The 25,350-nt window shown below is 32.3% G+C and carries 24 protein-coding genes; 14 read left to right on the forward strand and 10 right to left on the reverse strand.

The window, feature by feature from the left end:
- Positions 1-70: 70 nt before the first annotated feature.
- Positions 71-1,726 carry a SulP family inorganic anion transporter gene (locus C4S35_RS12680; protein ID WP_104000532.1) on the reverse strand — a complete coding sequence of 552 codons (1,656 nt, stop codon included), beginning with the start codon at positions 1,724-1,726 and terminating at the stop codon, positions 71-73.
- Between the two features lie 488 nt (positions 1,727-2,214).
- A complete protein-coding gene (locus C4S35_RS12690) occupies positions 2,215-2,694 on the reverse strand; it encodes a Dps family protein (RefSeq protein WP_104000534.1) in 480 nt (159 codons plus the stop codon).
- Between the two features lie 95 nt (positions 2,695-2,789).
- On the opposite strand from C4S35_RS12690, the gene C4S35_RS12695 reads away from it, so the two are divergent.
- Positions 2,790-3,731, forward strand: a complete 942-nt coding sequence (locus tag C4S35_RS12695) for a LysR substrate-binding domain-containing protein (RefSeq protein ID WP_104000535.1) — start codon at positions 2,790-2,792, stop codon at positions 3,729-3,731.
- Between the two features lie 33 nt (positions 3,732-3,764).
- Here C4S35_RS12695 and C4S35_RS12700 read toward each other — a convergent pair whose 3' ends face one another.
- Together C4S35_RS12700 and mnmC2 are read right to left on the reverse strand one after the other, a co-directional pair.
- Positions 3,765-3,962 (reverse strand): hypothetical protein, encoded by a 198-nt coding sequence (locus tag C4S35_RS12700; protein WP_104000536.1) that lies wholly within the window; start codon positions 3,960-3,962, stop codon positions 3,765-3,767.
- Between the two features lie 143 nt (positions 3,963-4,105).
- On the reverse strand, positions 4,106-4,768 hold the full coding sequence (gene mnmC2, locus C4S35_RS12705) for a tRNA (5-methylaminomethyl-2-thiouridine)(34)-methyltransferase MnmC2 (protein ID WP_104000537.1): 663 nt from the start codon (positions 4,766-4,768) through the stop codon (positions 4,106-4,108).
- A gap of 305 nt (positions 4,769-5,073) precedes the next feature.
- Here mnmC2 and C4S35_RS12710 point away from each other — a divergent pair, with 305 nt between their 5' ends.
- Positions 5,074-6,141 carry a branched-chain amino acid aminotransferase gene (locus C4S35_RS12710; RefSeq protein ID WP_104000538.1) on the forward strand — a complete coding sequence of 356 codons (1,068 nt, stop codon included), beginning with the start codon at positions 5,074-5,076 and terminating at the stop codon, positions 6,139-6,141.
- A gap of 141 nt (positions 6,142-6,282) precedes the next feature.
- On the opposite strand, the gene C4S35_RS12715 is transcribed toward C4S35_RS12710, so the two are convergent.
- Positions 6,283-6,669 (reverse strand): pyrophosphohydrolase domain-containing protein, encoded by a 387-nt coding sequence (locus C4S35_RS12715; protein ID WP_104000539.1) that lies wholly within the window; start codon positions 6,667-6,669, stop codon positions 6,283-6,285.
- A gap of 335 nt (positions 6,670-7,004) precedes the next feature.
- Positions 7,005-9,041 (reverse strand): dipeptidyl-peptidase 3 family protein, encoded by a 2,037-nt coding sequence (locus C4S35_RS12725; protein ID WP_104000540.1) that lies wholly within the window; start codon positions 9,039-9,041, stop codon positions 7,005-7,007.
- A gap of 314 nt (positions 9,042-9,355) precedes the next feature.
- On the opposite strand from C4S35_RS12725, the gene C4S35_RS12730 reads away from it, so the two are divergent.
- From C4S35_RS12730 to C4S35_RS12745, 4 genes are read left to right on the forward strand one after another with little or no spacing between them, the layout of a single operon-like run.
- Entirely contained in the window at positions 9,356-10,609 is a 1,254-nt protein-coding gene (locus C4S35_RS12730) for an SRPBCC family protein (RefSeq protein ID WP_104000541.1), read from the forward strand.
- 59 nt (positions 10,610-10,668) lie between these two features.
- Entirely contained in the window at positions 10,669-11,211 is a 543-nt protein-coding gene (locus C4S35_RS12735; RefSeq protein ID WP_104000542.1) for an RNA polymerase sigma factor, read from the forward strand.
- Positions 11,212-11,244: 33 nt separating this feature from the next.
- Complete coding sequence (locus C4S35_RS12740; RefSeq protein WP_104000543.1) at positions 11,245-11,658, forward strand: hypothetical protein; 414 nt, start codon at positions 11,245-11,247, stop codon at positions 11,656-11,658.
- A 31-nt stretch (positions 11,659-11,689) separates the two neighbouring features.
- Positions 11,690-12,151: a sensor of ECF-type sigma factor gene (locus tag C4S35_RS12745; RefSeq protein ID WP_104000544.1), complete on the forward strand. Its 462-nt coding sequence runs from the start codon at positions 11,690-11,692 to the stop codon at positions 12,149-12,151.
- A gap of 53 nt (positions 12,152-12,204) precedes the next feature.
- Here C4S35_RS12745 and C4S35_RS12750 read toward each other — a convergent pair whose 3' ends face one another.
- Positions 12,205-13,269 carry a WD40/YVTN/BNR-like repeat-containing protein gene (locus tag C4S35_RS12750; RefSeq protein ID WP_104000545.1) on the reverse strand — a complete coding sequence of 355 codons (1,065 nt, stop codon included), beginning with the start codon at positions 13,267-13,269 and terminating at the stop codon, positions 12,205-12,207.
- A gap of 115 nt (positions 13,270-13,384) precedes the next feature.
- Here C4S35_RS12750 and C4S35_RS12755 point away from each other — a divergent pair, with 115 nt between their 5' ends.
- The 3 genes from C4S35_RS12755 (at position 13,385) to C4S35_RS12765 (ending at position 18,244) form a co-directional block, all read left to right on the forward strand.
- Complete coding sequence (locus tag C4S35_RS12755; protein WP_104000570.1) at positions 13,385-14,791, forward strand: hypothetical protein; 1,407 nt, start codon at positions 13,385-13,387, stop codon at positions 14,789-14,791.
- A gap of 125 nt (positions 14,792-14,916) precedes the next feature.
- Entirely contained in the window at positions 14,917-16,878 is a 1,962-nt protein-coding gene (locus C4S35_RS12760; RefSeq protein ID WP_104000546.1) for a KUP/HAK/KT family potassium transporter, read from the forward strand.
- Positions 16,879-16,996: 118 nt separating this feature from the next.
- The gene (locus C4S35_RS12765) at positions 16,997-18,244 is read left to right on the forward strand and encodes an RsmB/NOP family class I SAM-dependent RNA methyltransferase (protein ID WP_104000547.1); all 1,248 of its coding nucleotides are present in this window, start codon (positions 16,997-16,999) and stop codon (positions 18,242-18,244) included.
- 667 nt (positions 18,245-18,911) lie between these two features.
- On the opposite strand, the gene C4S35_RS12770 is transcribed toward C4S35_RS12765, so the two are convergent.
- Both C4S35_RS12770 and C4S35_RS12775 read right to left on the reverse strand, forming a co-directional pair.
- A complete protein-coding gene (locus tag C4S35_RS12770) occupies positions 18,912-19,955 on the reverse strand; it encodes an RluA family pseudouridine synthase (protein WP_104000548.1) in 1,044 nt (347 codons plus the stop codon).
- A complete protein-coding gene (locus C4S35_RS12775) occupies positions 19,945-20,568 on the reverse strand; it encodes a PASTA domain-containing protein (protein ID WP_104000549.1) in 624 nt (207 codons plus the stop codon). Before C4S35_RS12775 ends, C4S35_RS12770 begins: the two co-directional genes overlap by 11 nt.
- Positions 20,569-20,872: 304 nt before the next feature.
- Here C4S35_RS12775 and C4S35_RS12780 point away from each other — a divergent pair, with 304 nt between their 5' ends.
- The 5 genes from C4S35_RS12780 to C4S35_RS12800 all read left to right on the forward strand — a co-directional run bounded on the left by C4S35_RS12780 (position 20,873) and on the right by C4S35_RS12800 (position 23,696).
- Positions 20,873-21,847, forward strand: a complete 975-nt coding sequence (locus C4S35_RS12780; protein ID WP_104000550.1) for a D-alanine--D-alanine ligase — start codon at positions 20,873-20,875, stop codon at positions 21,845-21,847.
- Positions 21,848-21,885: 38 nt separating this feature from the next.
- Positions 21,886-22,110, forward strand: coding sequence for a DUF433 domain-containing protein (locus C4S35_RS12785; RefSeq protein ID WP_167386525.1), 225 nt, complete (start codon positions 21,886-21,888; stop codon positions 22,108-22,110).
- On the forward strand, positions 22,107-22,448 hold the full coding sequence (locus tag C4S35_RS12790; protein WP_104000551.1) for a DUF5615 family PIN-like protein: 342 nt from the start codon (positions 22,107-22,109) through the stop codon (positions 22,446-22,448). The genes C4S35_RS12785 and C4S35_RS12790 overlap by 4 nt, the downstream gene beginning before the upstream one ends.
- A gap of 109 nt (positions 22,449-22,557) precedes the next feature.
- Positions 22,558-23,025: a pantetheine-phosphate adenylyltransferase gene (coaD, locus tag C4S35_RS12795; RefSeq protein ID WP_104000552.1), complete on the forward strand. Its 468-nt coding sequence runs from the start codon at positions 22,558-22,560 to the stop codon at positions 23,023-23,025.
- 92 nt (positions 23,026-23,117) lie between these two features.
- Positions 23,118-23,696 (forward strand): PhnA domain-containing protein, encoded by a 579-nt coding sequence (locus tag C4S35_RS12800; RefSeq protein WP_104000553.1) that lies wholly within the window; start codon positions 23,118-23,120, stop codon positions 23,694-23,696.
- A 175-nt stretch (positions 23,697-23,871) separates the two neighbouring features.
- Here the strand turns inward: C4S35_RS12800 and C4S35_RS12805 are convergent, their stop codons facing one another.
- Positions 23,872-25,218 (reverse strand): DEAD/DEAH box helicase, encoded by a 1,347-nt coding sequence (locus C4S35_RS12805; RefSeq protein WP_104000572.1) that lies wholly within the window; start codon positions 25,216-25,218, stop codon positions 23,872-23,874.
- Positions 25,219-25,350 lie beyond the last annotated feature (132 nt).

Here is a 25,350-nt window from a genome sequence, read left to right on the forward strand (position 1 = left end):
CTTTAAAAATCGTCTTTTAACAATGTAAAGTAACAGTATTTATACATTTATACATAATTAGTTTGCTTTTTTATTCTGGAAAAACTTCTGTCTTAATTTCCTTTTTCACCAACGTTCTTTTAGCAACATCATAATAATGTTCAATACTAACATGGTTTTGTATCTCCAAACTATTTTCTAATTGATATGCTTTTTTAAAACCTTTAAGTTTGACTTTTATATTTTCATCAATAGCCCTTGTGGTTTTAAATTCATGGATTAAATCTAAAATATCATGAGCAATATAAACGGTATCTTTTGCATCGATAACTACTTTTGAATTTTGTGGAATATCTTTTAAAGTTAATTTTATGGCTGCTTTGTTTAAAAATGAAACTTCTTGAGCCAAGTCTATATGAATTACATCACCATCTGCATATTCTTCTTTTCGAAAACTATAAGCACGCTTAAGATTTCCTTTTAAAACGAAAATAATACTGATAACAATTCCTAAGGCCACCCCTTTCAATAAATCAGTAAATACAATAGCTAATAATGTTGCAATAAAAGGAACAAATTGGTATTTTCCTTTTTCCCAAAAATGTTTAAATGTTGCCGGCTTGGCTAATTTATATCCAACCAATAAAAGAATTGCCGCTAAGGTAGCCAATGGTATTTTATTCAAAACTAACGGAATTGTAACCACACTTATCAGTAAAAGAAAACCGTGAATAATCGTTGACATTTTTGATTTAGCACCACTATTACTATTTGCTGACGTACGTACAATTACTGATGTCAGCGGTAAACCTCCTAACAGAGAACTTATCATATTTCCAATTCCTTGGGCTTTCAGTTCCACATTGGTATCTGTATATCGTTTTTGGGCATCCATTCTATCGGCAGCTTCAATACTCAATAAAGTTTCAATCGAAGCAACAATGGCAATAGTAAAGGCAACGACCCATACTTTAGGATTTGTTATTCCTGAGAAATTCGGCGTAACTATAATGGTTTTAAATTCTTCAAAACTAGTAGGTACCGGCAATGAAACTAAATGCTCTTTTGCAATAACTAATGGACTTTGTGTAGCAGTGAAAATTTCATTTAAAATTACCCCAACGATTACCGCTACAAGAGCCCCGGGAATTAATTTTAATTTTTTCAAGAAAGGAATTTTATCCCACGCAATCAGTATTACTAGTGATACTATTGTAATAATTATTGACCCGAACTGAATATAATTAAAAATGCCCAGTAATGAAGATAATGTATCGCTCCCATTCAACTGCAAAAAAGATTGATCCCCTTCAAAATCGCTATCATAACCAAAAGCATGAGGCAATTGTTTCATAATAATAATAATTCCTATACCGGCTAACATTCCTTCAATAACATTCGTTGGAAAATAATTAGAAATACTTCCTGCTTTGATATATCCTAAGGCTAATTGTATAAAACCTGCAATAAAAACTGCTGTCAGAAAAACATCAAAAGCACCTAAATCAGTAATTGCTGTTAATACAATTGCTGTTAAACCCGCTGCTGGACCAGAAACACTTAAATGCGATTTACTTAAATATCCAACCACTATTCCCCCAATAATTCCTGCAATAATTCCAGAAAATAAAGGAGCACCTGAAGCCATTGCAATACCTAAACACAATGGAAGAGCCACCAAAAAAACCACTAAACCAGATGCGAAATCGGATTTAAGGTTAGCAAAAAGATTCGTTTTTTTTGTCATAATACCTTACTAAAATTTAATACAGAAACTTGTCACATTGAAGAATGTAAAGATTTGATTTTATAATAAAAATCAAGATTGTATTAAACCTGGTTAGGCGGGGGAATAAATATCTTCGAGGTTATTTTATCTTGTTTTGATAAATTCTCAGAAAAAATAAGACTTGAATTATAATTCAAATAAGGTTCAACTTCAAATGAAACATTGGAAATAAAAACGGCCTTAATTTCTTTATGTGATTTCTCCTCTTCAGAAAACTTACCCAAGATAGACGTATCGTTATCGTCCGCTATTAAACTCACAATTGTGGGTGTTAAAAGAAAGCTGATAAAAACGAATAGTAATATGTGAGCAGTTATTTTCATTAACGCAAAAATAGATTAAAGTTTAAGAAAAGAGTAAAAGCACTACTGAATTTAAAAAAAAATTAACAAAAAAAAACCAGAATAAATTGCTTCATCTGGTTTTCCATTTAAAATCTAAACGTTTTACAAACCCTCTTCCAACCAAGCTTGCATCATCCATATTACTTTTTCTTGTTCTGCAATAAAATCGCTCATCATTGAATTGGTTCCCTCATCACTAATTTCTGAAGCTTTATATAGAATTTCCCTTTCAATTTTTAATAGATGAGCTAATGAATTTACAATAAGGTGAATTGCTTTTTCATCAATAGAAATGTTTTTACCCACTGGTAACTGACTATTTTTAATATAATCCTCAAAAGTATGAAACGGCGTACCCCCCAAAGTAAGCACTCGTTCTGCAATCATATCAATTTTTAACTGGGAATCATTATACAATTCTTCAAACTTTACATGCAAGTCAAAGAAACGCTTTCCACGAATATTCCAATGAATTCCGCGCAGATTTTGGTAGTAAACTTGAAAATTTGATAATAATATGTTTAATTCTTTTACAATTAATTCTGATTCTTTTACTGGTAATCCTAGAATATTAATTTTCATATTTTTTTATTTCTTACAAATTTATGGAAAAAATAAAAATTGCACTATAAATTAAATTGATTGTTTTTATCTTTACATTAGAAAATACTATAAAAATGACAATCACTCAACTAAAATATGTTTTGGCTGTCGCCGAACACAAAAATTTCACACTTGCCGCCGAAAAATGTTTTGTAACTCAACCAACGTTGAGTATGCAAATTCAAAAAATAGAAGAAGAATTAAGTATTCAGATATTCGATCGATCCAAAAAACCAATTCAACTTACTGATATTGGACAAAAAATTGTAAATCAAGCCAAAAATATTGTCAATGAAGCGGATAGAATTCAAGATATTGTTGAACAGCAAAAAGGATTTATAGGAGGCGAATTTCGGTTAGGAATTATTCCTACCATTATGCCTACATTGTTACCTATGTTTTTGAATAATTTCATAAAAAAATATCCAAAAGTCAAACTCATAATCGAAGAGTTAAACACGGAAGAGATTATAATAAAACTCAATAACGGTCACTTGGATGCTGCAATTGCAGCAACTCCATTATTGGAAGAAAAAATCAAAGAAATTGTTTTGTACTTTGAACCCTTTGTAGCTTATATACCAGAAAGTCATCAAAATTTTCAGAAAGAAGAAATTGAAGTCTCTGATTTAAATCTGGATGACATTCTGTTACTACAAGACGGACACTGTTTCCGGGATGGAATTTTGAATTTATGCAAAAGTCAGGGGAAAAATGAATTCAATCATTTTCAAATTGAAAGTGGCAGTTTTGAAACATTAATAAAACTAGCTGATGAAGGATTGGGAACTACACTATTACCCTATCTGCACACTTTAGATTTGAAAGAGTCCGATAAAATTAAATTACGCCATTTTAAGGAACCTAAACCAGCTCGCGAAGTCAGTTTAATTTTTCCGAAGAATGAATTAAAAATCCAGATTATTGATGCGCTTAGAAGCACAATTGCCGGAGTTATTAAAGGAGCAATTGTTTTCCAAAATGTTCAAATTGTGAGCCCAGTTCAGAAAAAATAAAAAAAGGAACCGATTAAGGTTCCTTTTTTTTTATTATGAATTTACGATAAGTAAACATTGTTTCAACTCTGGTTTTTCAATTGTGAAATTTAATAACCATTCTCGTAATTGTTCTATTTCAAACGGTAACAAGGTTCTTATAGCTTTTTCTAATTCTTTACAAAAAAGTATTGGATCAAAACTTACTCTTTCTAGTATTGATTTTGTGTAATCAAACATGATTTTTGACATATTAAAATAATATTATAGGTTAGGTCTTGATTTTTATCTCTTGTAAAAATACATTTTATATAGATTGAATTTTATTTATTAACGTTCTTTTGTATATTTTATTTTTAAAAAAGAAAGTCTATTAAAATTAAGTTTACAATTTTTTATTTTTTACGAGCACGAAACATTTCTCGTTTACCAGGAGGACCAGCGAGCTTTTCGACAGTAAAACCCACTTCTATCATGCTTCGTTTCACTACTCCTCTTGCGGCATAAGTAACAAGAACGCTATTAGGCTTAAGTGCTTTATACATGCTATCGAAAATTTCAGTGCTCCATAATTCTGGTTGTACTCTATAACCAAAGGCATCAAAGTAAATTAAATCAAATTTTTCAATATCATCAATTGCTTCAAAAAATTGCTTTCTTTTTGTCAATGAAAAATCTGTACTTAAATTGCTCTTTTCCTCCCAATTACTCTCATGCATGGTTTTGAAAATGGAACTTTCGGTTATTGCATTCAACTCCTCAACATAATTCATCGAAAGAACTTCGTCAGCAGAGATCGGATACGCCTCTACTCCAACATAGTCAATCGTCTGATTTAGTTTTTTTGCTTCTAAAAAAGTGATAAATGCATTTAATCCAGTTCCAAAACCAATTTCTAAAATAGAAATATGCTTATTCTCAAATAAGGACAATCCATTTTTTATAAAAACGTGTTGTGCTTCTTGAATTGCTCCGTGTTTAGAATGATAACATTCGTCCCATTCCCCTAAATGAATAGTCGTAGAACCATCAAGAGTTTGGATTATTTCTCTTTTCAAAATTATAAATTGAGTTTATTAGTAGTTTTTATGCGCTATGATCAGGTCAAATTTAGTCAAAACTAAAACGTATCCCCCATAAAAATCTATATTTTTTATCTATTTGATATAAATTTAAGTCATTTTTTTCGATTTTTTAAAAGATAAATAAATCACAATTAAATCGTATAATTAATAGTTTTATCACAAGGATTTCGATGATTTTTATTTAATTTTGCAAATAAAAATGCTCTCCTTGTGAAAAAATCAAAGATTTTAATATTCCTGTTTATCAATTATAAAAATATAAAAAATAATCCCTTATTATGAGTACAACTCAAACTAATAAAATTGAAATAATTAAAGCAGCCACTTCAAAAATTAATGAAGTAGACTTTGAAAACTTAAGCTTTGGTTCTATTTTTACAGATCATTTATTTGAATGTGATTTTAAAAATGGAGAATGGCAAAAACCTGTCATTAAGCCTTACGCGCCCTTTTTGTTAGACCCTTCGTCAAGAGTTTTTCATTATGGTCAAGCAATTTTTGAAGGTATGAAGGCCTACAAAGATGAGGATGATGCAATCTGGCTATTTAGACCTGATGAGAACTACAAACGTTTCAACAAATCAGCAGTTAGAATGGCAATGCAGGAAGTACCGGAAGACATATTTATGAATGGTTTGAAGGAATTACTGAAATTAGATGAAGCATGGATAAAAAGAGGTAAAGGAAATTCCATGTATATTAGACCATTTATGATTGCTACGGGAACTGGTGTCATTGCGAACCCATCTGATAATTACAAATTTATGATCATTTTATCACCAGTAAGCGCTTACTACGCAGGTGAAGTAAAGGTTCTTATCGCGGAGCATTATAGTAGAGCTGCAAATGGAGGAATAGGAGCTGCAAAAGCTGCCGGAAATTATGCAGCACAATTTTACCCTACTAGTTTGGCTAACAAACAAGGTTTCCAACAAGTGATTTGGACAGATGATGCCACACATACTAAACTGGAAGAAGCAGGGACAATGAACGTATTTTTTAGAATAAACGATACGTTATTTACTGCTCCCGTTAGTGAAAGAATTCTTGATGGCGTGACTAGAAAGACTTTAATCGATTTAGCCAAAAGTGAAGGCATAAATGTAGATGTACGCCCTGTTTTAGTTTCTGAACTTGTTGAAGCCTCTAAAAATGGAACATTGAAAGAAATTTTTGGTGCTGGAACGGCTGCTGTCGTTAGTCCTATTTCTGGATTTTCTTATCAAGATGTTTATCATGAATTACCTAACAATGAAGATTCAATGGCATTAAAACTGAAAGATAAATTAACTAATATCCAAAACAAAATAGCTGAAGATACCTTTGGTTGGACTGTTAAAGTATAGATTTTAGATTTCAATTACAAAAAAAGCGGTTTTCATTACGAAAACCGCTTTTTTTATATTCTGCCTGAACTTTTGTAATCTGATTTGAATATTAAATATCGTATTGCTTTTACCTACTACAAGCGATCTGAAACCCACTACTCATTCACCTAATATTTTAGAAAAATTAGGTTTGAAATAATTAGGTCCTTTCATCACTTTGCCGTCTTCACGATAAATTGGATTTCCATCTTCGTCTAATTTACTCATATTACTGCGTTGAATTTCGTCGAAAACCGCTTCAATTTTATGTTGCAAACCATGTTCAATGATAGTTCCGCAAAGAATATACATCATATCGCCGAGTGCATCAGCAATTGCTACTAAATCATTATTTTGAACTGCTTCAAGATATTCCTCATTTTCTTCTTTCATCAAATTGTAACGAAGGGTATGTTTGCTTTCTCCCAAATCAGCTGTTGGAATTTCGCTATGTCCTATTTTAAATGCAGTATGAAATACTTTAACTGAATCAATTTGTTTTTGCATCTTTTTTATTTTTTAAATGAAAAGGCAAATTAGCAACTATTTCTAAACTATTAACTATTTTTGTTGCAAATAATTTAAACTATGTTTAGTCAAGGACAATTGATATTTGCGGGCTGTTTTTTTGTTGCTTTTGTTATTGCAATGGTAATTGCTTACCGAAAGGATGTAAAAATGCACAAAATATTTTACGAGGGAAATTACAAGATATTAATCGGTTTTTTAATTTTTATTGGAATTCTGTTTATGATAAAAATATTTTTCAAACGTTAGCATCTTTATTTTTTGGAATAAAAAAATGCCCACTAAAAGTGGACATTTTTTTTTACACTATACTTCTAATTTTCCGAAGGCAAAAACCCAAAGTTTTTAGAATATTTCAGCATTTGTTCAGCAAATGTTTTTGGTTGTTTTACTTCTATAGAAATAATATTCCCTTTTTTATCCAATTTTGGAACTAATACCGGGTTAACAAAACCACTATATGCTGCCGAAGCAAATTGTTTATTGCGTTCTAAAACTTCAACATGTAATTTCTGATCTACTTTTACACCGTAATTTTCCACTAATGCTTTTCCAGCGTTAAAATCTCCTTCCGATTTAATTCGTTGCACTTCTCTTAATAATTGCCCGAATAAATCGTGTAATTTTTCATAATTGGTAATATTGAAATAGGTTTTTCCATCACGAGTTATTTTCTCAATTACATTGTCTTTTTTCCCTTTTTCGAAAACCCATGAACTTACCCATTGACGATTTCTCATGTGTGCTTCCTCAATATTTGCACCCAATTCTAAACGAACTAACTGGGTCATTAATCCATTTCTGATATAACTGTCATAAGATTCCATTCCTAGTTTTTTCCAATCGTCAACTAATCCTAATTCTTGTAGTTTAGGATTGTATGAATAGTATAAACCCACTAAATCAGCTCTACCTTCCTCGAGAGTAGAAGCATAACTTTTTAATGATTCTTTTGGAGTACCAACACCTGGATTTATCTGTCCAGAGGCATGACCAACTACTTCATGTAAGGCGGTATGCATCTTATCCCCTAATTCACTATATTTTTGAGCCAATGCAATTTCTTCTTCATCATTTGCAAATTCCTGCAATTTTCCTTTTCCGGCAGCTTTAGCATAAGAATCTATAATATTTCCTAAAGAAACTGATTTAGAACCATGTTCTGCACGAATCCAATCCGCGTTTGGAAGGTTTACTCCGATGGGCGTAGCAGGAGAAGAATCTCCAGATTCACCCGCAACAATTACTGTTTTATAAGAAACACCTACAACATTTTTCTTTTTATGTTCTGGCATTAATGGTGAATTATCTTCAAACCACTGGGCATTTTTTGAAACAACTTCCATTTTTGCCGACATATCAAAATCTTTTATCTGAACAATTCCTTCATAAGAACCTCGGTATCCTAATGGGTCATTGTATACTTCTATAAAACCATTTATGTAATCAATATTTCCTTCAGTTGCAACAAGCCACGCAATATTATAATCATCCCAAGTTTTTAAACTTCCGGTTTTATAATAGCTAATAAGCAAAACTAATGCATCCCCTTGTTTCTTATTTTCGGCTACATCTTTGGCCTTTTCTAACCAGTAAATAATTTTATCAATAGCTGGACCATACATTCCTTTGCTTTTCCATACTTTTTCTACTAATTGTCCTTTTGCATTTCGAACCAATTTAGAATTCAAACCATAAGAGTAGGGCTTTTTAGAATCTGGACTTGTTTTTTTAGCGTAAAAATCTTCAGCTTCTTTTAAGGTAATTCCTTTTTCGTAAAAATTAATAGAAGAACCTTCTAATAAGCCTTTTGATTCATCAAGATTAACTCTTTTTGTATCCACATCATTAAAAATAATTGCAGTAACAGAAGGTGATAAAGTTGTTTTAGTAGCTTTCATCAAACTGCTTAGGTATGAAGCAGAAAAACCTGGCTTTATTTTTTCGCTCGAATAATGGTGGTGAATTCCATTTGAAAACCAAACTCTCTTTAGGTATATTTCAAAATTTTTCCAGTCATTAGAAGTTTTATTCCCTGAATAATTTTGGTAAATATGTTCTAATGCTTTTCTAATTTTAAGATTGTATTTATAATGTTGATCCCACATTATATCACGACCTGATGTTCCGGCTTGCGTTAAATAATAAACTAATTTTTGTTCTTTAAGAGTTAAATTTTCCCAACCTGGAATTTGGTAGCGTAATACTTTAATATCAGCAAATTGCTCTACAACGTAATCAAAAGGAGCTTTCTCTGTAATTTTTGCTTCGGCAGTTTTTGCTATTTGTCCGTTAGAGATAACAGATACTGCAAGAGTCATAAATAATCCAACAATTTTAAGTAATTTCATTATTAATGATATTTAAGAGTTTAATAAATAATTGTGCAACAAATATACGTCTTCTTAAAATAAAACATAAAAAACACGATTTATCTTCTGTTAAATTAAAACTAAAAAACAGCACCCATCAATTTGGATTATGCTTTTTCTCAAATGACTCGCTAAATTAGAATTAAATCTTATTTCAATAATGTTGCCAATTTTAAAATAGTACTAAACCTGAATTATCGTTATTTCGAAATAAGAATTTTATTATTATTTTATTGTTCCTTTACTTTATTAATAAAATTTATAACTTTACGGGATATAACACCCAATATATTATGAAGATTTTAAAATATTTATTTCTTTTACTTTTACTGAGTTTAGTGGCATTGTCAATTTTTGTAGCAACACAAAAAGGTGATTTTACAGTAGAAAGAAGTAAAGTTATTAATTCGCCTAAATCTGCTGTTTTTAACTATGTAAATGATTATAAAAATTGGGCAGATTTCGGGTCATGGACCGCCCAAGATCCTGAAATGAAAATAAATTACCCGCAAAATACTATTGGTAAAGGAGCCTCTTATTCATGGGAAGGAAAAGAAGGAAATGGAAGCATGAAAACGATTTTTGTAAAAGAAAATGATAGTATAGCGCAAAAAATGAATTTTGAGGGAACCGCTTCAACTGTTTTTTGGAGTTTTAAGGACACGGTTGGCGGAACAAAAGTAACATGGAAAACTACAGGTAAAATGAGTTTTCTTTTCAAAATTTATACTGCTTTTAATGGCGGCGTAAATAAAGTTATTGGCAGCATGTATGAAAAAAGCCTTGCTAATTTAGACAAAATTCTCGATTATGAAATAAATACCTACACTGTAAAAGTTAATGGTTTGATAAAAATGCCTGAGACCTTTTATTTGCATCAAACCTTCACCAGTGAAATTTCAAAAGTCATTAAAAATTTTAGAATCGTTACTCCAAAAATTATTACTTTCTGCGAAAAAAATAATCTTCCATTAGCAGGAAAACCTTTCGTAATATACCATACTTATGATCTTGTGAATGGACTTACTAAAATATCTATTTGTGTACCAATCAAAAATCAGATCTATACCAGTGAGGGAAGCGATCTCTTAACCGGGAAATTAGAAGCATTCGAAGCCGTAAAGACAACTTTGACTGGAGATTATTCACATATTATAAAAGCAATGGATATAACTAATGCGTATATTGCTTCGCGACAAATCGCCATTAATCCTTCGCTATCTCATATTGAAGTGTACACTGCTGGTAAAACTGAGACAAAAAGTCCTTCAAAATGGGTAACAGAAATTTACTACCCAACAAAACCAACATTAGTGGCAAATCCAATAAATGCTGTGCCAAATAAAACAGCAATTATTCCAAATACGACAGCTATTTTAGCCCCTAAAACCGACATTGTTGTTCCAAAAGCCAGACTAGAAGTTATAGTACCAAAAACTAAAACAGACGTTGTTGTGCCAAAAGCCAAAAAAGACGCTGTTATCCCTAAAGCAAAAAAGACCGTCCCTACTCCTGTCAAGGAAGTAGAGATTCCTTCTGAATTTTAATTTTTTTTAAGATCCGATTAAACCTATTTGATAAATTCCATTCTAACAGATAAAAAACCTTGCAAGAAGAACAGGAATTCATTAAAAAATTATTGAACCCTAAAACGCAAAACGAAGCGTTCAAAGAACTCTTGCGGGATTATCAAAGGCCTTTATACAATCATATTCGAAATATTGTTTTGAACCATGATGATGCTGATGATGTTTTGCAAAATACTTTCGTAAAAGTGTTTCAATATTTAAAAAATTTCAAAGGCGAAAGCAAACTTTTTTCATGGATGTATCGCATCGCTACGAACGAAGCGCTAACTTTTTTAAATCAGAAATCAAAAATTAACGGAATTTCATCAGAAGAACTACAAAACAAAACTATTGATAATTTACAAGCTGATGTATTTTTTGACGGAAACGAAATTCAACTAAAATTACACAAAGCCATTGCCATTTTACCCGAAAAACAACAATTAGTTTTTAAAATGAAATATTTTGAAGAATTAAAATATGAAACAATATCAGAAATTCTAGGAACATCTGTTGGTGCCCTAAAAGCTTCTTATCATCATGCAGTAAAAAAAATAGAAGCCTTTGTAACGGCAAATTAAACCTTTTATATCTAATTAAGTCTAATGAGTATTATGAAAGCATTTAAATTAGAAAACGAACCTAAAATAGCGTCGGGATTCAAAACTCCAGAGCATTACTTTGATCATTTTTCGGCTAAAGTTTTACAACAATTCCCCGAAAATGAACCTATAGTGATTTCGATTTTTCAAAAAAGAAAAATGGTAATCATGATGGTTGCAGCCCTTTTAATCCTGGCATTGATGATTCCAATTTATATTAGTATTTCAACAAATTTAAAAGAATTAGATGAAACCACTTTGGAAAATTATTTAGCCTATCAAACTAATTTGAATCAATATGATTTAGTTAGTGAATTAGAAACTAAGGATATTAGTAAAATGCAACCTGTTTCTTCTACAGAAGACAAAGTCATTGAAGATATTTTAGCTGCAGACTCTGATATAGAACATCTTCTTACTGAATAAAAATTAAAATTGAACGTGAAAAATTAAAACAATGAAAATTAAAAAATTATTTCTAATCCTATTATTATTATTTTCTTTCAGCTTTTACGGTCAAGGTGAAGGAATGAGAGGGAAGAGAGAACAAATTAGAGCGATGAAAGCTGCTTTTTTGACAACCGAATTAAAATTAACTTCCAATGAAGCAGAAAAATTTTGGCCAGTTTACAACTCTTTTGATGACAGGCAATTTGAATTAAGACATCAAAAAATGAGATCATTCAGGAGTAAAATGAATGACGAAACTTTAAATAAAATGTCTGAAAAAGAAGCCATTGCATTCTTAAACCAACTGGAAAGCACGGAAGAAGAATTATTTTCTTTGCGAAAAAATTTCATAGCGACACTCAAAGGAATTGTTCCAGCTACAAAAATCATTAAACTCCGAAAATCAGAAGAAGATTTCAATAGGAAACTTTTGCACCAATATAGAGATAAAGGTCATAGAAAAGATTAAGCTCTTTCTTTAAAAAAACCCTAAACAAAAGATTTCTTATCGTTTAGGGTTTTTTAATTCTTGAAATTAATGCGAATCATTTTATTTTTTCCTGCAGCAATAGCAGTATGATTATTTATAAATCGTATTGTAAAAAGACTGGAATCTTTGGATAATTGCTTCCAGGAATTCCCCTTATCTGAGGAATAATACAAACCTGATGCACCAACTGTAACTAATGCTTTCCCATTACTATTGGGAACATATTGTACACAAGAAGCATAACCAAAACCTTGATTTTCGGCACGCAATTCCCAATTTTTTCCACCATCTTTTGTTGAAGCTTTATTACCGAAATTTTGGTTTAGCAATTCATAATTACCGCCAGCTATAAATCCATTTTTCGCATCATAAAAATCTGCTGTAAAAATCCCAGTCATTGTTTTACCTTGAATTATTGGAGTATCAAAAACCTCCCAAGAATTTCCTTTATCCGGCGAATAAAAAACTCTTGCTTTTTTGCCTCCGGAAACAATCCAAGTTTTATTTCCCTTAATTACTATGTTTGTGTTACTTGCTGCAAATGCTGCTTCACCTTCATTAAGTTTTGGTAATTTATCACACGGAATTTTATTCCATGAATTACCACCGTCGTGCGTCATTATTATATTAAGACAATTGGTTATTGGATCACCTATAGCTATTCCTTCCGCATCATTCCAAAATTGCAAACTGTCATAAAACACTTTTTCATGATTTTCTTGATACACTAATTTTGTTTCTAAGCCGTCTTTCGAGATTTTATAAAGCAAAGCTGGATTAGAAACATTTAAAATAAAAATGTTTTTTGTTGTTTGAGCAATACTTCTAAACTCTGCTTTCGATTTATCAGTGCCAATAGTACTTTCAGTCTTTTTATTTTGTTCCAAATCAAATAATCCAAATCTTGAGTTATCAGCGGCATACCAAACTTTTTTTCCATCAATAACAATGGCCCGAATACTGACTTTATCTTGAAAAAGCGTATCAATTTGAACTGATTGATAATTCGTTTTTATCGATTTTTTATTGTTGTAATTAGTTGTTTTACAGGAACATAAACAACCAAAAACCAATGATATTAAAAAAAAATTCTTCATTTATTATAATTATTTAGGCTAATTTACGATTTATAACGGGAATACAAAAGGGTCTTCAAATTTATTGGCACAGTAATTGGATATTGAAAAAATAATAAATTTAATTCCATTAATTATGAAAAGCAAACTACTACTATTGAGTCTATTGACTTTTGTTTTCGCAACACAAATACAAGCGCAAGGCAGAACTTCAGTAAACGCAATGAATTCAGAAATTAGCGATAACTTAGATCTGAGAGCTATTGCATCAATTTTTGGTGATTCTCGCGATCTTCAAGATTTTGAAAGACAATTGAATGATCCTAAACTTCAAATATCAAATTTAGATTTGAACAATGATGATGAAGTTGATTATTTACGGGTTATTGAATCCGTTGAAAATAGAACTCACGTAATTATTATACAATCCGTTATTGATCAAGATTTGTATCAGGATGTAGCAACTATTGATGTTGAAAAAGACAGATACAATAATGTTCATGTCCAAGTCATAGGGGATGAATTCTTGTATGGAGAAAATTACATTTATGAGCCGGTTTATTATACCACGCCATTCTTTTATGCATCTTTTTGGTCTTTTAATTATCGCCCTTATTATTCAACTTGGAACTGGAATTATTATCCAAGCTATTATTATGCATGGAATCCATACCCAATATACAGATACAGAAGCAACATTAATATTTCCTTGAATATAAATAATAATTATAATTATGTTAGTTCAAGAAGAAGCAGCATAGCCTTGAATTTATATAGTTCTCGCCGTTCTAATGGCTACGAAAGACAATATCCAAATTATGCGTTTTCAAGAAGAAATGCTCAAGTAACAAATCGCTATGAATTAGAGCAAAGAAGAGATAATAGAAATTTAAGTTCCCGAAATGAAACTGCAAATTCTGGAAACAGAACCAATCCTTCGAGAGAAGGGGGTACACAAAGACAAGGTCAACAAAGAGATTATTCTCAAAACAGAACCAATCCTTCCAGAGAAGGGGGTGCAGAAAGACAAGGCCAACAAAGAGATTATTCTCAAAACAGAACCAATTCTTCCAGAGAAGGGGGTGCAGAAAGACAAGGCAAACAAAGAGATTATTCTCAAAACAGAACAAATTCTTCTGGTGAAGCTGCTCCGCAAAGACAAGGACAACAAAGAGGAAATTCTGAAAACAGAAATGATACTTCAAGAGAAGCAACTTCGCAAAGACAAGTACCACAAAGAGACTATTCTCAAAACAGAACAAATCCTTCTGGTGAATCTGCTTCGCAAAGACAAGTACCACAAAGAGACTATTCTCAAAACAGAACAAATCCATCTGGTGAAGCTGCTCCACAAAGACAAGCACCACAAAGAGACTATTCTGAAAACAGAAATAATACTTCAAGAGAAGCTGTTCCACAAAGAACAGAATCACAAAGAGGAAATTCTGAAAACAGAAACAATACTTCAAGAGAAGCTGCTCCACAAAGAATAGAATCACAAAGAGGAAATTCTGAAAACAGAAACAATAATAGAAGATCCTAAGGCAATAAAATCAGATTATAAAAACACGGTTCCTACGATCGTGTTTTTTTTTGTGCCTTTTTTTAAATAAACAGCTTTATTTTATTTTAAAAGAGTAAATTTGACGAGTTTTTTAAAAAATATACATGAGCGCATCGCACAAAGACTTGCACAGTAAATTAACATTAGGCGGGTTATTAATTTCTTTAGGAATAATTTACGGTGACATAGGAACCTCTCCATTATATGTTATGAAGGCCATACTTGGCGATCATATTATCAACGCGGATATTGTTTTAGGTGGGATTTCAGCAGTATTCTGGACGCTAACTTTGCAAACAACGATAAAATACGTAATTATCACCTTGAGTGCTGATAATCATGGTGAAGGTGGAATTTTTGCGTTGTATGCTTTAGTAAAGAAAACTAAAATTAAATGGCTGATTGTCCCCGCAATTATTGGAGGAAGTGCCTTATTAGCTGATGGAATTATAACCCCTCCTATATCTGTATCATCTGCCGTTGAAGGAATTAGAACATATTATCCTCAAATAAATACAATCCCAATTGTAATCGGTATTTTATTTGTGTTGTTTACTATTCAACAATTTGGAACAAAATTGGTTGGTAAATTCTTCGCTCCAATGATGATGATCTGGTTTGGAATGCTTGCAATTCTTGGCGTCGTACAAATTTCACAGCATATGGAAGTTTTCAAAGCATTAAATCCATATTATGCTTATCATTTATTATCTATTCATCCCGAAGGCTTTTTTGTGCTTGGTTTTGTTTTTTTATGTACTACTGGTGCAGAGGCACTATATTCAGACATGGGTCATTGTGGCCGAAAAAACATTAGAATCAGTTGGATTTTTGTAAAAACGGCATTAGTTCTTAATTATTTTGGACAGGGAGCTTATTTAATTCATCACGAAGGACAAACATTGGAATCTTTAGGTGGTACAAATGGAAATCCATTTTATCTAATAATGCCAGATTGGTTTCAGCCAATAGGAATTATAATTGCCACACTTGCTGCAGTAATAGCTTCTCAAGCATTGATTAGTGGCTCATTTACATTAATAAATGAGGCCATGCGTCTAAATTTTTGGCCAAAAGTAAAAATTAAATATCCAACTGAATTAAAAGGACAACTTTATATTCCGTCAATAAACTGGTTGTTATTCTTTGGCTGTGTTGGTATCGTATTACATTTTGAAGAATCCAGCAATATGGAACATGCTTATGGATTGGCCATTATATTATGTATGATAATGACAACCATTTTACTCAATTATTATTTGATATTAAAAAGAGTAAAATTATATTTTATAGTTCCATTAATAACCATTTATTTAGCAATTGAATTTAGTTTCCTTGCAGCCAACATCACAAAATTTGCAGAAGGAGGCTATGTAACCCTATTTATTGCGGCAATATTAATATCCATTATGACTATTTGGTATTTAGCCAAAAAAATCAATAAAAGTTATACTAAAATTGTCAAAATTGAAGATTATAAAAAAGTACTTGTTGAACTAAGTGCCGATTTATCAATCCCAAAATACGCAACGCATTTAGTTTATATGACTAACGCCGGCAGAGTTGACGAAATAGAAGAAAAAGTAATGTATTCTATTTTACAAAAAAGACCTAAGAGAGCTGATATATATTGGTTTGTACACGTAAATATATTAACAGAACCTTATAAGACAGAATACAGAGTAACAGAAATAGTTAAAGATGATCTATATCGTGTTGACTTTAATCTGGGCTTTAGAGAACCTACGAAAATAAATTTGATGTTTAGAGAGGTTATCAGGGATATGGTTAAAAAAGGAGAAGTAGATATTACCAGCAGATACGAATCTTTGAATAAAAATAACATTATAGGTGATTTCAAATTTGTATTATCTGAAAAGTTCCTTTCTAATGACAGTGACTTAAGATGGCATGAAAAAATAATTATGAACTCTTATTTCTTTATTAAAAAACTAAGTTTATCCGAAGAAAGAGCATTTGGCCTCGATAGTAGCTCTGTAAAAGTGGAGAAATTCCCAATGGTATTTCATGCACCTCAAAATATCGGTTTAACAAGAGTAAAATAAAGCTTTTTCACATAAAATTTACAAAAACACTGTTTTTTAAAACAGTGTTTTTTTTATTAAAAAATTTAAAATAACATTCAATCAAATTAATAGTACCTTTGCACCTCAATTATTTAAAATGAGATTACACAGAAATTTAGTTTATACTACCATCGATGCTTTGAACGCCATATTTAATGAAGGCGAATATGCTGATAAAGTGGTGGCAAGATCCTTAAAAAAAGACAAACGTTGGGGAAGCTCTGACAGAAAATTTGTTGCCGAAACCATCTACGAAATCGTACGTTGGAAAAGATTATATGCCGAAATAGCTGAAGTAAAAGAACCTTTTGACAGGGATAATCTTTGGAGAATGTTTTCGGTATGGGCGGTTCTAAGAGGATACCCAATTCCGGATTGGCGTCAGCTGGAAGGAACTCCTGAACGAAAAATTAAAGGACGTTTTGACGAATTATCTAAAGTAAGAGCTTTGAAAGAATCTATTCCAGATTGGATGGATGAATTAGGAGTTAAAGAATTAGGTGAGAAAGTGTGGGCTACGGAAATAACAGCTCAAAACCAACCTGCTAAGGTAATCTTAAGAGTTAACACCCTTAAAACAACCAGAGAAGCACTTCGTGCTATTTTAATGGATTTAAACATTGAAACAGAAACATTAAAAAATCAACCGGATGCTTTAGTTTTAAAAGAAAGAGCTAATGTTTTCTTAACTGATGCTTTTAAACAAGGTTTCTTTGAAGTACAAGATGCAAATTCACAACTGGTGGCTGCTTTTCTTGATGTAAAACCAGGAATGCGTGTTGTTGATACTTGTGCAGGCGCCGGAGGAAAAACATTGCATATCGCTTCTTTGATGGAAAACAAAGGACAATTAATAGCAATGGATTTGTATGAAAGCAAATTGAAGCAATTAAAAATCAGAGCCAAAAGAGACGGCGCCTTCAATATTGAATACCGTATCATTGACTCTACTAAAATCATTAAAAAATTACACGAAAAAGCAGACCGTGTTTTAATTGACGCACCTTGTAGTGGTTTAGGAGTACTTAAAAGAAATCCGGATGCCAAATGGAAATTAAAACCAGAATTTATTGACAACATTCGTAAAGTACAGTCGGAAGTTTTAGAGAGTTATTCTAAAATTGTAAAACCGGGAGGAAAACTAGTATATGCGACTTGTTCAATATTACCATCAGAAAATCAAGAACAAATTGCTCGTTTTTTAACTACCGATATTGGTCAACAATTCAACTTTGTTAAAGACCAAAAAATATTGGCTTCAGAATCTGGTTTTGACGGATTCTATATGGCTTTGTTAGAAAGAAAAGAAGCGGCAGAAATGCCCGCAAAAATAGAAAAGGTTTAAGGTTTATTCCCGTAAAAAAAGTCTTCTTAATAGACTAAAAAAAAAATTCAGATAAATCTATAATTAATTTTTATAATAATGAGCTCGATATTGTATCGGGCTTATTCCTTTTAAATTCCTTTTACTCTTTCATAATTTTACTATAGTATTACCATTTAATTCCCAATTTTAAATGGTTTATTTCTCTAAATTTCGTAATATAAAACACTTCTGATTTTATTATGCCAAAGAAATTTTATAGCATTGCAGTATTTAAACGGTTTCCTTTTCTTGACATACCCTGCACTACTCCTTTTTTCCTAGCGCATTTAATTTTGTTTCATTTGATTTTGCCAGCCTTAATCGGAATGAAATATTAAATAAGTATTATTAGATATTTTCCTTAAAGCCTTTTTTAGCGTATTAGTTGTAGGATTAAAATTTGGTTTTTCAGATAATTCATAACTTCTTATTTCTCTTACTATAGTAATTAATTTCAAGTTAAAGATTGGAACCAGCTATGCTATTCTGTTGGCTTTAGTGCTTACTGGTAAATGTTTTTTTTAAAACTTCTTCAACACTGCCGCCTTAAAATTCATAATAGTACTGAATTTTACTTTCCATAAAAATGCCCCCAAATAGTGTCTAACTTTTTTGGGGGCGATTCTAGTTTGGATGCCTTTATATTTTAATTTTCGTCTTCTTCCGTACTATGGGATTTCGAATATCCTCGCCATTTTTCGATGCAATCCTGAAAATCCTGCGGCATTTTCGTATCAAAACGCATCAACTCTCCTGTTGTAGGATGCACAAAACCCAAGGTTTTGGCGTGCAATGCCTGTCTTGGTAATGCTTTAAAACAATTGTCAATAAACTGTTTGTATTTAGTAAACGTCGTTCCTTTCAAAATCAAATGACCGCCATAACGCTCATCATTAAATAAAGTATGACCTATATGTTTTAAGTGAACACGTATTTGGTGCGTTCTACCGGTTTCTAGTTGACACGATATCAAAGTCACATACCCAAAACGCTCTAGAACTTTATAATGTGTCACAGCAGGTTTTCCTATTTCCGGATCCGCAAAAACTGCCATTTGCATACGGTCTTTTACGTGACGGGCCACATTTCCTTCAATCGTACCTTGATCAGCAATTACATTTCCCCAAACCAAAGCGATATATTCTCTTTCAGAAGTTTTGGCTTCAAATTGTTTGGCTAGATGCGTCATCGCCGCTTCAGTTTTGGCAATCACCAATAAACCCGAAGTATCTTTATCAATTCTATGAACGAGTCCTGGACGTTCGCTGCTGTTCATTGGCAAATTATCAAAATGATACGCCAAAGCATGCACTAAAGTCCCCGTGTAATTTCCATGTCCAGGATGAACTACCATTCCTGGTTCTTTATTTATCAGTAACAGCGCATCGTCCTCATATACAATATCAAGCGGAATATTCTCCGGGATAATATGATTTTCAAACGGTGGATGCGATAACATTACGCGTACCACATCATTGCCTTTTACTTTGTAATTTGACCTAACGATAACGTCATTTACAAAAATATTTCCTTCGGTGGCGGCTATTTGTATTTTATTCCGAGTCGCATTTTGTATCAAACTCATCAGGTATTTATCAATTCGCAAAGACGCTTGGCCTTTAGGAACTTCAAATCTAAAATGTTCAAATAACTCCTCTTCTAAATCTATTGTTTCTATATTATTGTTCATTTGCTGGTACTTGTTCTTCTACTGGTGTTGCTACACTATCTACTACACTTTCATCTACATAACTCGCTTTTCCGTCTCCTAAAACCAAATCAATTTTAGACGATTTCAATACTCTGTCCCCTACTTTCAAGTTTCTTCCTTTGTAACGCATCTCCAGAACCATATCTTTTCCAAGATTCGGAATATAAGTAATCGTTCCTTCTTCAAGTCCCAATGCTTTCAAAGTTGGAACCGCTTCACGGTATGTTTTTTCAATTAAATCCGGAATTTTTACGGATGAAAACCCTGATGCATTAATTTTGATATATACTTTTCTACCCACTTTTACTTTAGCGCCTGGCAAAGGATCCTGCTCCACCACACTAAACTTAGGAAATTCATTTCTAAAATCTACGCTATCCAAAAGCACATAATCTAAATCCAGCGCATCAAGCTTCTCCTCCACCTGTTCCACAGTCAATTTTCTCAAATCCGGCACCGTTATCTCATGACCATGATCAGTCGTAAAAGTTAACCAATGAATAAACAAATAGCCCAAAACGGCAATAATAGCAAGAGCAGATAATGCTTGTAGAAAAAATACACGGCTTGTAAGATACTTACGTAAACTCATAAATTTATTTTTATATGTGGCAAAGATAAACCTATTTCGTTTCAAAAAAAATGATAATTTTGTTTAATAGTATTTGTGATTCATTTGTAATCCTGAGCGTAGTCGAAGTACGGAGCCATTTCCCGCTATTCGTTGCAATCTTTTTATCCGCCGAAAAGGCGTACAAAAAGGATTTCCACTGCTATCGGGGCTAAAAACAAATAGCATGCAACAAAACTGTTCTTATACCAATTCTAAAATAATCCGTTTTCTTGTCCCGCTCCTTTGGAAAGGGCTGAGGAGAGGATAAACTTAAACTAAAACAATGAAAAACATTGCTATTATCATGGGCGGCTATTCCAGCGAGTACAAAATCTCACTAATTAGCGGAAACGTCGTATATCAATTTCTGGACAGAAATAAATTCAACGGATTCCAAATCCATATTTTCAAGGAAAAATGGGTTTATGTCGATGTTAATAATGTTGAATTTCCTATTGATAAAAATGATTTTTCAGTAACAGTAGATGGAGCTAAAATCACTTTCGACTGTGTTTTTAATGCTATCCACGGTACTCCGGGCGAAGATGGATTGATGCAGGCGTATTTCGAATTGCTGAATATTCCACAAACATCATGTGATTATTACCAAGCCGCATTAACGTTTAACAAACGCGATTTACTATCTGTCTTAAAACCATACGGAATCAAAACAGCTATTTCCTATTATTTAAATAAAGGTGATAGTATCAACACCGAAGAAATTGTGACCAAAGTTGGTTTGCCTTGTTTTGTAAAACCAAATAAAGCTGGTTCCAGCTTCGGGATTTCAAAAGTTAAAACTGCAGCTGAATTACCAATTGCAATAGAAGTAGCTTACAAAGAGGACAACGAAATCATTATAGAAAGTTTCCTTGATGGCACCGAAGTTTCTGTTGGAGTCATTAATTACAAAGGAACTATAACCGTTTTACCCATAACCGAAATAGTTTCCGACAACGATTTCTTCGATTATGAAGCCAAATATTTGGGTAAATCACAAGAAATTACACCAGCGAGAATCTCGGATGAAATGACCCAAAAAGTCAGCGAAATAGCCAAACGTGCTTATGAAGTGTTAAAAATGAAAGGCTTCTCCAGAAGTGAGTTCATCATCGTAAACGGTGAACCGCACATGCTCGAGATGAATACTATTCCCGGACTAACCACTGAAAGTTTGATTCCGCAACAAGCCAAAGCTGCCGGAATTTCATTGGAAGATTTATTTACAAATTCGATAGAATTAGCGTTACCAGAATAACTGATTATTTCGTTAACTTTGTATAAAACAAAATCATCATGATTGATTACAAACAATATATCGCTATAAATTCACAAGTTCGTTTTGGTAAACCAACAATAATTGGTACCAGAATTACAGTTTTTGATGTTTTAAATTGGCTTGCAAATGGAATGACAACAAATGAAATCATTGAAGACTTTCCGGAACTTAATGAAAATCAGATTAAAGCTTGCCTAGCTTACGCTGCCGATAGAGAACATAAAATTCAAATTGCATCGTGAGCTTGTTGTTTGACCAGAATATTTCTTTTAGAATCATCTCTAAAATTAAATTCAATTTCCCTGAAGCAAAACAAGTCAAACAACTCGGAATTGAAATTTATTCAGATGTTGAAATATGGGAATATGCCAAAGAAAACAAATTTACTATTGTAACTTTCGATGCAGATTTTTTTGATTTATCCAATTTTAAAGGCCATCCACCAAAAATAATTTGGTTGCGTTTTGGAAATACAAAAACTGATTTTCTAGCAAATATTATAAACGCTAGAAATACAATCATTACAGATTTTATAAATTCCATTACTTATTCCGAAATCGCCTGTTTAGAAATTAAATAATTTTAGTGTGAATTTAATTGATAATTATTTCAGCATAAAGTTGTCATTTTACAAAGGATAAATCCCTACAATAAGTTACTTCCTTCGTCGGAATAACAAAGAAAAACAAATGAGAAAAGCCATATTTCCCGGATCATTTGATCCCATTACCTTAGGACATGAAGATATCATCAAAAGAAGCATTTCGTTATTTGATGAAATCGTAATTGCGATTGGTATCAATGCCGAAAAAAAATACATGTTTCCCTTAGAAGAAAGAAAACGTTTTATCGAAGAAACATTCAAAAATGAACCCAAAGTTTCGGTGATTACGTATGAAGGTTTGACCATTGATTTGTGTCATAAAATAAAAGCCGATTTCATACTTCGTGGTTTGCGCAATCCGGCCGATTTCGAATTCGAAAAAGCCATTGCCCACACCAACAGACGTTTGTCTAAAATAGAAACTGTATTTTTATTGACTGCTGCAAGTACTTCTTATATCAGTTCCAGTATTGTAAGAGATGTAATTCGCAATGGCGGACAATATGAAATGCTTGTTCCAGATGCCGTAAGAGTAAACGATTTATATTTATAAAAATATAGAAGTCACACTTTTCCTAACTTCAATATAAATTTGTGAAAAGGGCTATTTAGCCGTATTTTTGCCAAAAATAAAAGCCATTAGACATGAGTATAGAAAGAGAATTAAATAAACGCAGCGGATCAAAATGTGAACTTTGTGGAGCAACTGAAAACCTAAAAGTATATGAAGTGCTTCCAACAAAAAAGGGTGGAATAGATGAAAGTATATTGGCTTGCAGTACCTGTATAGACCAAATAGAAAACCCGGATAATGTAGATTTAAACCACTGGAGATGTTTAAACGACAGCATATGGAGTGAGCACACAGTTGTTCAAGTGGTCGCTTGGAGAATGTTGAGTCGTTTACGTTCAGCAGGTTGGCCTAAAGAATTATTGGACCAAATGTATTTAGACGAAGACACTTTAGCGTGGGCTCAAGCAACTGGTGAAGGTGAAGAAGATGATAATAAAATTATACATCGTGACAGCAACGGAGTAATTCTGGAGCATGGTGATTCAGTAGTTTTAATCAAAGATTTAAAAGTAAAAGGATCAAGTATGGTTGCTAAACAAGGAACCGCAGTGCGTAACATTCGATTAGATCACGAAAATGCGGAATATATAGAAGGAAAAGTAGATGGTCAGACTATTGTAATTATTACACAATACGTTAAGAAAACATAGTCATCAATTTTAGTGATCAGAAAGGAGCCTGATCAGTGACTTCATTATAGCAAAAAATCGTTAACAGTAAAATTGTCTTACTATTAACGATTTTTTTATAAGTCTATTTTACTGCTCACTAGAAACTGAACACTGATTACTAATCACTGATCACTTTTTTTTAAATGAACACAAATTACTCCTCTTCTTTCTTGATAACTTTTCTAGCCACTTCAATTTTAAACTTCTTGCCTTTCATTTTTTCATCTTTAATGGCATTAAGTAAATCTTTCACTTTATTAAATTTCACGGCAGCAAAAGAGATAAAATCTTTCACTTCAATCAAACCTAAATCGCCTTTTTCCAGTTTTCCTTTTTGGGAAAAGAAACCTACAATATCAATTTTATTTAGTTTATTTTTCTTTCCGCCACTGATGTAAATCGTTTGAAATTCAGGTGGTTTTGGCAACGAAGTAGAATTTTCAACTTTCAAAGCTTCCATACCATAATCAATATAATCCATCTTTTTCTCGCTTTCGTGAGCAATGATGTAAGCGGTTCCAGAAGCCAGCATACGTGCCGTTCGACCGTTCCTATGCGTGAATTCGTCTTCTTTGGATGGCAAATGATAATGAATAACATGATTCATTTCAGGGATATCAAGTCCTCGAGCAGCCAAATCTGTTGTAATTAAATAACTCACACTGCCGTTACGAAATTGGATTAGCGCCCGCTCTCTTTCGTCCTGATCCATTCCGCCATGATAATACGTAGAATAAATTCCTTTTTGGTTTAACGTATCACTGATGCGTTCTGCAGCGTCACGGTGATTGCAAAAAATAATAGCTGATTGCGATTTCAGGGAACAAATCAAATTGAACAAACTTCCTATTTTGTCTTTTTCTTTCGAAACCACCATTTTCACGGAAAGATTTGTTTCTTCTACGTTTTCTGGAATAAAATCTAAAATTGTTGGATTTACGACTCTGGTATATCTTGGAATTTCAATATCTGAAGTTGCTGAAACCAAAACACGTTTGTTCAATTTCGTTAATTTCCCAATAATAAAGGACATTTGCTCATGGAAACCCAATTGCAATGATTTATCAAATTCATCCAGAATCAACGTTTGAATTTTATCGGTACGGAAAGTTCCTCTGTCAATATGATCGGCAATTCTTCCTGGTGTTCCTATTAAAACAGCAGGCGGATTGCTTAAATTCTTTATTTCAGTATCAATGGAATGTCCGCCATAGCAAACATTTACTTTATAATCAGTTCCCATTTTTTTCCAAACTTGTTCAATCTGCAACCCCAATTCACGTGATGGAACCAAAATCAAACATTGAACCGATTGAAATTCAGGCTGTAACATTTCTAAAATAGGCAATAAAAAAGCTAGGGTTTTACCGGAACCTGTTGGCGAAAGCAATAAAACATTATTATCATTCAAGATAGCGTCTTGGGCTAATTCCTGCATTTCATTCAGGCTTTCGATGCCTAAATTCAAAAGTATATTGTTGGAATGGTGTCTCTTATTCATTTTTTCAATTTGGGCAAAGGTAATTTTTAATTTTGAGTTATGAATTTTCATTTTTATTATTATTTACATAGAAATTGTCATTTACATTGACCTTGAAAAAAATAGTATATTTGGATTCTGCTTTTAAAAACT

Source organism: Flavobacterium urumqiense (assembly GCF_900108015.1).
In the GTDB taxonomy this organism is placed as follows: domain Bacteria; phylum Bacteroidota; class Bacteroidia; order Flavobacteriales; family Flavobacteriaceae; genus Flavobacterium; species Flavobacterium urumqiense.

What these genes read in the sequence shown, in the direction of transcription:
- C4S35_RS12690 (WP_104000534.1), bottom strand. Translation starts at nt 2,694, where the DNA reads ATGAAAATTAATATTCTAGGATTACCAGTAAAAGAATCAGAATTAATT.
- C4S35_RS12800 (WP_104000553.1), top strand. Translation starts at nt 23,118, where the DNA reads ATGAGTATAGAAAGAGAATTAAATAAACGCAGCGGATCAAAATGTGAA.
- C4S35_RS12680 (WP_104000532.1), bottom strand. Translation starts at nt 1,726, where the DNA reads ATGACAAAAAAAACGAATCTTTTTGCTAACCTTAAATCCGATTTCGCA.
- C4S35_RS12715 (WP_104000539.1), bottom strand. Translation starts at nt 6,669, where the DNA reads ATGCAAAAACAAATTGATTCAGTTAAAGTATTTCATACTGCATTTAAA.
- coaD (WP_104000552.1), top strand. Translation starts at nt 22,558, where the DNA reads ATGAGAAAAGCCATATTTCCCGGATCATTTGATCCCATTACCTTAGGA.
- C4S35_RS12730 (WP_104000541.1), top strand. Translation starts at nt 9,356, where the DNA reads ATGAAGATTTTAAAATATTTATTTCTTTTACTTTTACTGAGTTTAGTG.
- C4S35_RS12700 (WP_104000536.1), bottom strand. Translation starts at nt 3,962, where the DNA reads ATGTCAAAAATCATGTTTGATTACACAAAATCAATACTAGAAAGAGTA.
- C4S35_RS12740 (WP_104000543.1), top strand. Translation starts at nt 11,245, where the DNA reads ATGAAAGCATTTAAATTAGAAAACGAACCTAAAATAGCGTCGGGATTC.
- C4S35_RS12755 (WP_104000570.1), top strand. Translation starts at nt 13,385, where the DNA reads ATGAAAAGCAAACTACTACTATTGAGTCTATTGACTTTTGTTTTCGCA.
- C4S35_RS12695 (WP_104000535.1), top strand. Translation starts at nt 2,790, where the DNA reads ATGACAATCACTCAACTAAAATATGTTTTGGCTGTCGCCGAACACAAA.
- C4S35_RS12775 (WP_104000549.1), bottom strand. Translation starts at nt 20,568, where the DNA reads ATGAGTTTACGTAAGTATCTTACAAGCCGTGTATTTTTTCTACAAGCA.
- C4S35_RS12785 (WP_167386525.1), top strand. Translation starts at nt 21,886, where the DNA reads ATGATTGATTACAAACAATATATCGCTATAAATTCACAAGTTCGTTTT.
- C4S35_RS12745 (WP_104000544.1), top strand. Translation starts at nt 11,690, where the DNA reads ATGAAAATTAAAAAATTATTTCTAATCCTATTATTATTATTTTCTTTC.
- C4S35_RS12770 (WP_104000548.1), bottom strand. Translation starts at nt 19,955, where the DNA reads ATGAACAATAATATAGAAACAATAGATTTAGAAGAGGAGTTATTTGAA.
- C4S35_RS12780 (WP_104000550.1), top strand. Translation starts at nt 20,873, where the DNA reads ATGAAAAACATTGCTATTATCATGGGCGGCTATTCCAGCGAGTACAAA.
- C4S35_RS12710 (WP_104000538.1), top strand. Translation starts at nt 5,074, where the DNA reads ATGAGTACAACTCAAACTAATAAAATTGAAATAATTAAAGCAGCCACT.
- C4S35_RS12725 (WP_104000540.1), bottom strand. Translation starts at nt 9,041, where the DNA reads ATGAAATTACTTAAAATTGTTGGATTATTTATGACTCTTGCAGTATCT.
- C4S35_RS12765 (WP_104000547.1), top strand. Translation starts at nt 16,997, where the DNA reads ATGAGATTACACAGAAATTTAGTTTATACTACCATCGATGCTTTGAAC.
- C4S35_RS12805 (WP_104000572.1), bottom strand. Translation starts at nt 25,218, where the DNA reads ATGAATAAGAGACACCATTCCAACAATATACTTTTGAATTTAGGCATC.
- C4S35_RS12750 (WP_104000545.1), bottom strand. Translation starts at nt 13,269, where the DNA reads ATGAAGAATTTTTTTTTAATATCATTGGTTTTTGGTTGTTTATGTTCC.
- C4S35_RS12760 (WP_104000546.1), top strand. Translation starts at nt 14,917, where the DNA reads ATGAGCGCATCGCACAAAGACTTGCACAGTAAATTAACATTAGGCGGG.